At 41.1% G+C, this 9,679-nt stretch carries 8 protein-coding genes and 1 other RNA gene; 8 read left to right on the forward strand and 1 reads right to left on the reverse strand.

What is annotated here, in order from left to right; genetic code table 11:
• Positions 1–23: 23 nt before the first annotated feature.
• From eno to ssrA, 7 genes are all read left to right on the forward strand, one after another.
• A complete protein-coding gene (gene eno / locus CU635_RS04420; protein ID WP_101575973.1) occupies positions 24–1,319 on the forward strand; it encodes a phosphopyruvate hydratase in 1,296 nt (431 codons plus the stop codon).
• Between the two features lie 167 nt (positions 1,320–1,486).
• The gene (locus CU635_RS04425) at positions 1,487–2,197 is read left to right on the forward strand and encodes a hypothetical protein (RefSeq protein WP_101575974.1); all 711 of its coding nucleotides are present in this window, start codon (positions 1,487–1,489) and stop codon (positions 2,195–2,197) included.
• 130 nt (positions 2,198–2,327) lie between these two features.
• Positions 2,328–2,561 carry a preprotein translocase subunit SecG gene (secG, locus tag CU635_RS04430; RefSeq protein ID WP_101575975.1) on the forward strand — a complete coding sequence of 78 codons (234 nt, stop codon included), beginning with the start codon at positions 2,328–2,330 and terminating at the stop codon, positions 2,559–2,561.
• Positions 2,562–2,753: 192 nt separating this feature from the next.
• Entirely contained in the window at positions 2,754–3,500 is a 747-nt protein-coding gene (locus CU635_RS04435; RefSeq protein ID WP_101575976.1) for an alpha/beta hydrolase, read from the forward strand.
• 30 nt (positions 3,501–3,530) lie between these two features.
• The gene (gene rnr, locus CU635_RS04440; protein WP_101575977.1) at positions 3,531–5,852 is read left to right on the forward strand and encodes a ribonuclease R; all 2,322 of its coding nucleotides are present in this window, start codon (positions 3,531–3,533) and stop codon (positions 5,850–5,852) included.
• A 133-nt stretch (positions 5,853–5,985) separates the two neighbouring features.
• The gene (smpB, locus tag CU635_RS04445; RefSeq protein WP_101575978.1) at positions 5,986–6,453 is read left to right on the forward strand and encodes an SsrA-binding protein SmpB; all 468 of its coding nucleotides are present in this window, start codon (positions 5,986–5,988) and stop codon (positions 6,451–6,453) included.
• Positions 6,454–6,602: 149 nt separating this feature from the next.
• Positions 6,603–6,965: a transfer-messenger RNA gene (gene ssrA / locus CU635_RS04450) on the forward strand.
• A 565-nt stretch (positions 6,966–7,530) separates the two neighbouring features.
• Here ssrA and CU635_RS04455 read toward each other — a convergent pair.
• Positions 7,531–9,072 carry a hypothetical protein gene (locus CU635_RS04455; RefSeq protein ID WP_101575979.1) on the reverse strand — a complete coding sequence of 514 codons (1,542 nt, stop codon included), beginning with the start codon at positions 9,070–9,072 and terminating at the stop codon, positions 7,531–7,533.
• Between the two features lie 370 nt (positions 9,073–9,442).
• Here CU635_RS04455 and CU635_RS23225 point away from each other — a divergent pair, with 370 nt between their 5' ends.
• Positions 9,443–9,616, forward strand: coding sequence for a hypothetical protein (locus CU635_RS23225; RefSeq protein WP_180956490.1), 174 nt, complete (start codon positions 9,443–9,445; stop codon positions 9,614–9,616).
• Positions 9,617–9,679 lie beyond the last annotated feature (63 nt).

The raw sequence follows: 9,679 nt of genomic DNA on the forward strand, positions 1-9,679 counted from the left end.
ATCCAAAAGGAGAGATTTTGATTATGCCATTCATCGAAAATGTATACGCACGTGAAGTTCTTGATTCCCGCGGAAATCCAACAGTTGAAGTAGAAGTGATTACCGAATCTGGTTTCTTCGGCCGTGCAATCGTGCCATCAGGCGCTTCAACCGGTGAGTATGAAGCGGTTGAGCTTCGTGACGGTGACAAATCACGCTACCTTGGCAAAGGCGTACAAAAAGCAGTTGAAAACGTCAATGAAGTAATTGCAGAAGCGGTTATCGGTATGGACGTTACAGACCAGGTTGGCATTGACCGTACAATGATTGAGCTTGACGGCACTGACAATAAAGGGAAATTGGGTGCGAACGCAATTCTTGGTGTTTCAATGGCGGCAGCTCATGCTGCAGCTGAATCTGTTGGCTTGCCTTTATACCGTTACCTTGGCGGATCAAATGCGAAGCAGCTGCCAACGCCAATGATGAATATCATCAACGGTGGGTCCCATGCTGACAATAACGTGGACTTCCAGGAGTTCATGATCATGCCTGTCGGAGCGCCTACTTTTAGAGAAGCAATCCGCATGGGTGCAGAAGTGTTCCATTCCTTGAAGAAAGTTCTATCCAGCAAAGGCCTGAACACAGCAGTTGGTGACGAAGGCGGATTCGCTCCAAACCTTGGTTCAAACCGTGAAGCATTAGAAGTGATCATCGAAGCAATCTCTAACGCAGGTTACGAAGCAGGTAAAGACGTCTTGCTCGCAATGGATGTTGCCTCCTCTGAGTTCTTTAACAAGGAAACAGGCAAATATGACCTTGCCGGCGAAGGCCGCACAGGTTTATCTTCAGAAGACATGGTCAGCTTCTATGAAGACCTTGTTAATCAATTCCCAATCGTTTCTATTGAAGATGGATTGGACGAAAATGACTGGGAAGGCCATAAGCTGTTAACGGACCGCATCGGCGGCAAAGTCCAGCTTGTTGGTGACGATCTATTCGTTACAAACACCAAAAAGCTTGCTGAAGGAATCGAAAAAGGGATTGCCAACTCAATCCTGATCAAAGTAAACCAAATTGGTACACTAACAGAAACATTTGACGCGATCGAAATGGCGAAGCGCGCTGGATACACAGCAGTTGTTTCCCACCGCTCCGGTGAAACAGAAGACGTAACGATTGCTGATATTGCTGTCGCAACAAATGCCGGACAAATCAAAACTGGTTCGATGTCCCGTACAGACCGGGTTGCAAAATACAACCAACTTCTTCGCATCGAAGACGAGCTTGGTGAATTAGCCGTGTATGGCGGGTTAAGCTCTTTTTATAACCTGAAGAAGTAATTTTCCTTGATAGTAACAAAATAAATAAACAGAAAAACCTCCTACTTTTTATTTTTCATGGAAAAGTAGGAGGTTTTTTATATGTTTTCTTCCTTACTAAGAAAGAATAAAGGAAATGGTGGTAAAATAATTATTATAAATCGAATCATTAGAGGCAGGTATCATAGGTGAAAAGAAATAGTTGGTTTATTATATTATTTATTGCGACAATCGCCTTAACCAGTTGGTTCTTTTATCTTAAGGTAATTGATAATAATCATTCCGGGACGTCGATTATCCCTGAACAAGAAGATGACATTCCGTTGTTTGAGGGTTTAGAGCCGGATGAACATGAGTATGTTCTCGTCGGCAATCACGTCAATGATATCTATGATTTTTATGAAAAAGAACTGCCGAACAATGGTTGGAAAGTATCGCAGAGACCAATATTTGAAATCAACAAAGAAAAACATGAATCAAGCTTCCATTCACAGTGGCAGAAGTCAGGGTTTGAAGGAGAGCTGTCGGTTTCCGCTTATTATAACGAACAAGAGGGACGCACCGAGGTAGTGTTCGATAAGACCCCTATTCACACGTTCACAACATGGATTGTGCAAATTCCTGACAGTATTTGTATTTATGCCAGTTCCCACAATGAGGCATGTATAGAAATAAACGACAAAGATACGATCAATCAAATTGCCTATATTATTAATCATGCTATAGATTGGGATAAAGAAGCGTCCACCCGTGAAAAAATCAGTGAGATTGATTTCGGCAGCTTAAAGGTCAATGTTTCATTTGGAGATGACCAGGCAATCTATTTTCAATCAGATAAGGGCACGAAATATATGAAGCCGGAGCAAGAGTTTTTGGATCTGCTGCACATTCAAGAATGATTACAGATGAATTTCGAGCAGACCACCCCCTGGTGTAGTGATCACCTGACTCAGATTGTTATTGTTTAATGTAAGGAAATATGATACATTAAAAATACTGTGAAGGTACGTTTTATAGGAGGTGGACTTCTTGCACGCAGTATTAGTCACACTATTGGTTATTGTATGTATCGCACTTATCGTTGTTGTACTTCTTCAATCGGGAAAAAGCGCAGGGCTTTCTGGAGCCATTTCCGGTGGTGCTGAGCAATTATTCGGTAAGCAAAAAGCACGTGGGCTTGACTTGATTCTCCACCGCATTACAATCGTTCTCTCGGTTTTATTTTTTTTCTTAACGATTGCGGTTTCGTATTTTGACCTATAAGAATACAATAAATCCTGGCCTGTGACGGGTCAGGTTTTTTTATGCTTTTTTTTCTATATGCTGAAATTACATAGATGAGTACGTTTTAGTGGAATGTTATCGGTATGTTTGCTAAAAATAAAGTACTTGTGGTTAAACGTTTAATGAAGAGGATGTAAGGAAATATTACGTTAGAAAAGGAGTTTTTCATAAATGAATATTGTTATGCCGAAGCCGTTTACTTTTGAAGGGGGAAAGAGAGCGGTTTTGCTGTTGCACGGATTTACAGGAAATTCAGCGGATGTCCGCATGCTTGGCCGCTTTCTTGAGAAAAAAGGTTATACCAGCCATGCCCCTCATTATAAAGGCCATGGCGTTCCTCCGGAAGAGCTTGTCCATACCGGTCCTGAAGATTGGTGGAAGGATGTGATCGGAGGCTATGAATTTTTGAAAAACAAGGGCCATAACGAAATTGCCATTGCCGGCCTTTCTTTAGGCGGAGTCTTCTCTTTGAAACTGGGTTATACAGTACCGGTAAAGGGTATCGTACCGATGTGTGCACCGATGCATATTAAAAGTGAGGAAGTCATGTATAAAGGAATCCTGGCATATGCCCGCGAATATAAAAAACATGAAGGCAAAAGTGAAGAGCAAATTGAACAGGAAATGACTGAATTCGAGAAAACACCGATGAATACATTAAAAGCACTGCAAAACCTCATTGCCGACGTCCGCAATCATGTTGATATGATATATGCCCCGACCTTTGTCGTCCAGGCCCGCCATGATCATATGATCAATACAGAAAGCGCGAATATTATTTATAATGAAGTTGAGTCCGAGCGGAAGGAACTGAAATGGTACGAGGAATCGGGACATGTCATCACACTCGATAAAGAGCGCGACCAGCTTCATGAAGATATTTATCAGTTTTTAGAAAGCTTAAATTGGCAAGAATAAAAACAGAAGCCCTGAAAAGGAGGGATTACAATGGATGAAACCATCCAGCACCACATTGACCGACTCTTACAATATATGAAGGATGAGGCGTATAAGCCGCTGACAGTCCAGGAACTTGAAGAAGCCTTCGGGATTGAGGACTCATCAGCCTTTAAAGATTTTGTTAAAGCACTAGTTGTCATGGAAGAGAAAGGGCTCGTTGTCAGAACGCGCAGCAACCGCTACGGCCTGCCGGAAAAAATGAATCTGATTCGCGGGAGAGTATCTGGACATGCGAAAGGGTTCGCCTTCGTTGTGACGGACGAGCCGGGCATGGATGATATTTTCGTTCCACCAAACGAAACGAATAATGCGATGCACGGCGATATTGTATTAGTGCGTGTTTCAACAGAAAGCTCGGGACAACGGCGCGAGGGTACAATTGTCCGAATTCTTGAGCGTGGCATCAAGCAAATTGTCGGAACCTACACAGAGAGTAAGCATTTCGGATTTGTGCTTCCCGATGATAAAAAGTTTACGAGCGATATTTTTATTGCGAAGTCTGCATCTAAAGGTGCCATCGAGGGACATAAAGTCGTTGTTAAGCTGACAACTTATCCAGAAGGACGCAAAAGTGCAGAGGGAGAAGTTGTCGAAATTCTCGGCCATAAAAACGATCCGGGTGTTGATATTCTCTCTATCATTCACAAGCATGGCTTGCCGATGGCCTTTCCACAAGATGTGCTTGAGCAGGCGAATGAAGCGCCGGAAATCATTGCTGAAAGTGAAATTGCCAATCGCAGGGATTTAAGAAATCAAACGATCGTGACGATTGACGGTCGAGATGCTAAGGATCTTGATGATGCGGTTACGGTCACAAAATTGGACAATGGTCATTACAAGCTCGGTGTCCATATTGCCGATGTTAGTCATTATGTTCAGGAACATTCGCCGATTGACAGGGAAGCAGAGGAACGCGGAACGAGCGTGTACCTGGTTGACCGAGTGATTCCGATGATCCCCCACCGTCTCTCCAATGGAATATGTTCATTGAATCCGCAGGTGGACAGGCTTACCCTTTCGTGTGAAATGGAAATTGCACCTGACGGGGAAGTGGTTCATCATGAGATTTTTGAAAGCGTCATTAAAACGACAGAGCGCATGACGTATACGGATGTAAAAAAGATCCTCGTTGATCAGGATGAAGATTTAATCGAACGATATGCGCCGCTTGTGCCAATGTTTAAATTGATGGAAGAGCTTTCTTTAGTATTGCGGAAGAAACGGATGAACAGAGGGGCGATCGATTTTGATTTTAAAGAGGCGAAGGTTCTCGTTGAGGAAGATGGGAGGCCAACGGACGTTGTCATTCGTGAGCGTACAGTAGCCGAGCGTTTGATTGAAGAGTTCATGCTTGCTGCGAACGAAACGGTTGCCGAGCATTTTCACTGGATGGATGTCCCGTTTATTTACCGGATTCATGAAGATCCGAAGGAAGATAAATTGCGGCGCTTCTTCGAGTTTATCACCAACTTTGGCTATATTGTAAAAGGTAGCGCCAATTCGGTCCATCCAAAAGCGCTTCAGGAAATTATTGAAGAAGTCCAGGGCAAGCCTGAAGAAATGGTTATCTCTACTGTCATGCTCCGCTCGATGCAGCAGGCAAAATACAATCCGAACAGCCTTGGGCACTTTGGGCTTTCGGCTGAATTCTATACGCATTTTACATCACCGATCCGCCGCTATCCCGATTTGATTGTACACCGCTTGATTCGCACCTATTTAATTGAAGGGAAGCTGGATCCGGCAACAAGGGAGAAATGGAACACACGCCTTCCGGAGATAGCTGAACACTCTTCCAACATGGAACGCCGCGCTGTCGATGCCGAGCGGGAAACAGATGAACTGAAGAAGGCTGAATTTATGGAAGACAAAATTGGCGTCGAATATGATGGCATCATCAGCTCTGTCACAAATTTCGGGATGTTTATCGAGCTTCCAAACACGATTGAAGGGCTTGTGCACGTCAGCTATATGACCGACGATTATTACCGTTATGACGAGCGCCATTTTGCGATGATTGGTGAACGGACTGGCAATGTTTTCCGCATTGGTGATGAAATAACAGTACGTGTTGTCAAGGTAAATACGGAAGAACGGTCGATTGACTTTGAAATCGTCGGCATGAAAGGGACACGCCGCCGCGACACAACTGGGGCACCCCGAGTCTTTAAAGCAGGTGACGGTCCGAGGAAACCGCGTGCCAAAAAAGCAGCAGAAAAAGGCGAAGACAAAAAGAAACCGAAGAAGAGCAAACGGTTTTATGAAAATGCACCGAAAATAAAGCGGGATAAAAAGAAAAAAAGCCGTTAACTTGATTAATGAGAGAGCTTTCCTCGGCCTCTCTTTCCCGCTCGAACGTTGTGAGCCCGGCTTATTTTTGATAAAATAGAGGGATAAATAGAAACGTTGTTTTTCCCTGCTGAGGGGAAAAGGGGGAAATATCATGCCAAAGGGCGAGGGAAAGACTGTCGCACAAAATAAAAAAGCATACCATGATTACTTTATTGAAGAAACATATGAAGCAGGTATCGTATTGCAAGGTACTGAAATTAAAGCAATTCGCGCCGGCAGAGTGAACCTTAAAGATGCCTTCGCACGAATCCAAAACGGCGAAGTCTTTTTATACAATATGCATGTCAGCCCGTACGAACAGGGAAACCGCTATAACCACGACCCATTGCGAACGAGAAAGCTGCTCCTTCATAAAAAGCAGATCAGTAAGCTGATCGGTGAAACAAAAGAAGAGGGATACTCACTTGTTCCTGTCAAGCTTTATTTGAAAAACGGATATGCGAAGGTATTAATTGGCCTTGCCAGAGGTAAAAAGAAATACGATAAGCGTGAAGACTTGAAAAAGAAAGAAGCAAAACGCGACATCGAGCGGGCCTTCCGGGACAGACAGAAGATATGATATGAGTATCCACTATTGAAAAATGCCAGCAATATGGTATAATAGTAATTGTCACTGTTGGTGGCAAAACTTAATGCTCATGATCTTGAGCGTACGTAACGCCTGCCTGTGACAGTCTGAAAAAAAAGACTTGCAGGACCTTTAATAATGGGGACGCTACGGATTCGACAGGGATAGTTTGAGCTTAGGTTGCGAGTCGAGGGGATCGGCCTCGTTAAAACGTCAAAGCCTATAACTGGCAAAGAAAACAACAACCTCGCTTTCGCTGCTTAATAACAGTCGATAGCGGTTCCTCCCTCCATTGCCCATGTGGTAGGGTAAGGGACTCACTTTAAGTGGGCTACGCCGGATTCCACCGTCTGAGGATGAAGGAAGAGAACAACCAGACTAGCTGCCCGGACGCCTGTCGATAGGCAGAAGGTTGCCGCGAAACGCTAATATGTCGACTACACTCGTAGAAGCTTAAGTGCCAATATTCTTGGACGTGGGTTCGACTCCCACCGTCTCCACCATACATAAGAATGGTGGATTTTTTATTTTGTGTGACTTAAAGCATAAATATGTCATCATTACACCTTTATGCTTTAAAAAGAAAGTGACCATATTATGCTTTAAAAGAACTTGGGAGTTAGATTATTTTGAACCCATCACTTCACTAATTTTGACTTAAAGCATAAGTTTTCGATTTGGAAGACTTATGCTTTATTTTATCTTTGACAAACTCGTTTGGAATTAAAAAATGAACCTTCTTACTTTTCTAAATTCTGACCTAGTCAGTTATCACTGACTAGGTTTTTTAACACACAAATGTTCAATAGTGTTGCTCAATTGAATTAAAGTTGTAATCCTATGGAATAAGATACTGATATGAGTTTAGTCAATTGAATCGCATCTTATTTCCATAGTGAGTAAATCAACTCACCTGGTTTTATTTTTTTACTGAGCCCGCTTTAAGAGCCGTCTGTTGGCAGGCAGATCTGCAACTAAGCACTTCGTTAGTTCAATAATTTTGCTAGTTCACTCTTAAACCATTGTTCCCACTGCTGCATACTCATTGTCAATGCGCTTGTAGGTCATTTAATGAGTAACGAACTCATTAAGTATATTTTCAAACCAAATGTTTTCATTCGCTATACGATTTTGATTCACTAGAAAAACTTTAAGGCTTTCTGAAGAGTTTAATCTTAACTTTTCTTTATATTCCCTTTCTACCTGAACTTCGGAACGGGTATCGTTCTTATAGTGAAAGATGAATAATCTTTTATGTTCTTGCTCCACTAGACTTCTGAACATCCCATTAATGTGACCATCATCCCCATTAAATGCATAGCCAATGACACATACTACATCTGATTGAACAAAATGATCATATAATTCTACATACTTTCTGGACATTTCAACAGATGTTAACGGCTTAATGCCACTTTGTGTGAACATAAAAGGAACAAGTATACGACCTTCTCTTTCTTCATGCGTTGGATTCGTTAGAATTTCGTTTTTAAAAGGATCGTAGTATTCGTTTACACTCCCATTTAAGTGGTAAATAGGAGTTTCTCCTAATGCTGTTTCCGAAATAACTTGTTGCACAAAGTTGTTGTAATTTGTGGTTCCGATAGCTTTGACCTCATATTGCTCTCTTAAGTTTAAAAGGTCGTGGTAATAACCTGGTCCCCCTGAAATTTTTAATGGGTCAACCTGAACATATTGCGTAATATACCTTCTAACCGTATGAAGAAAAATAGCAATCCGAGTAAACTTTGCCCAATGAGCTTTAGGGTTGTATAAATAGCGAAAGTGACTATCAATTAAGGCTTGATAATCCATTGCTTGGCAGTAGATTTCTTCCAAAATGGTGCGTCCTAGTTCCTTAAAAATGGTTAATCCTTCTGTGCCTTCGTCAATATCTAGGGGACGTTCTTCAATGACAATTTCCATCCCAGTTTGTCCTACACCTTGGTAGTTTAAAGAAAAAATACCTGATAAGTCATCGAACACACTCAGTTCGTCTGGTGCTTGCGTAAACAATTCTTCGTTCAATTGTGAGACCAGGCTCTGTCCAAATGCTCCTACTAACAATTCCAAGAAAGCTCGTACAATTCGTTTTATTTGTTGATCCTGAGGGTGCTTGGCTAATATTCTTAAGAAAGCAGAAAAATATTCAGAATCAAATAGAGGAACTTGGGAAGCCAATTTTTCATTGAGTCTGATAGACTGACTGTAAAGCATTTCTCCAATCTGCTCATCTGTTTCTTCGGTAAATTTTCGCCGAATTATTTCGTCGTTTACATACCAGTGTTGAAGAAGGTAAGTGACCTTTTCATCAAAGTGGTTGAGATAGGTTAAAATGTTATTTCGTCTATTCTCTAGGCTTGAGGCAATCAATCCCTCAAATTCCCCTTTACCGAATACATTTAGACGCTTATTTGAGTAATTATCAGGGAGCCATTGTGTAGCGATTTGAGACATACGATTGATGTTTTGAATTTGCTGACGAAAAAACTCTTTATCTTCTTCGTTTGAACATCTAAATATTTCTAATGCAAACTTCCCGCCTGACGGCAGCCCGTAACCTATTTCTGCTCCAGCGCCAAAAAATATCGATAATTTTGGTTTGCTCAATGATATTCCCCCTCAAATGCTCTTTTCTATTATTTTACAGTACTAAACAAATTTGTACAAAACTAAATATTTTCCTTAAATTTTAGTATAAAAACAAACAACAGAGTGTTTTTTATTCTCATTCTGTTTTTTATCTCAATATTATTATTTAGACCCAGTTAAATTTTAAGTTCGGGCTTTTCCTTACTACGTTTTTTTTGGTTAAAATTATATTGCAATTATAAAAAACAATCAGTTCATTTTTATTCATGTACAATATTATTTAGTTTTATATTTGAAAACTATTAGTTGGGCTTTAAGAAAGAAATGACTACAATTACATACACTATAAAATAAATAATCAATTCTTATTATTGTGGAGGTGTTTTGAATGAGAAGAGATGATCGTAAAATTGCCCTTAAAAAGAAGATTTCTGTTGAAGAGTTGTTTAAAATTGGTGAAGCTGTAGAAATAAAGGCAGTTTTCCCCTCGAAAAATGGAGAAGAAGTTGGAACAATAGTATATAAACGTAAAGCAGTATATAGAGGACTAGAAGAGGAGTGATGTAAACGAGCACATTATTTCAGGCTCTATTTTTCACTTTAATCCCGAAAAAAATCTGAAATA

Origin of the sequence: Bacillus canaveralius (assembly GCF_002860125.1) — a bacterium.
In the GTDB taxonomy this organism is placed as follows: domain Bacteria; phylum Bacillota; class Bacilli; order Bacillales; family Cytobacillaceae; genus Bacillus_BJ; species Bacillus_BJ canaveralius.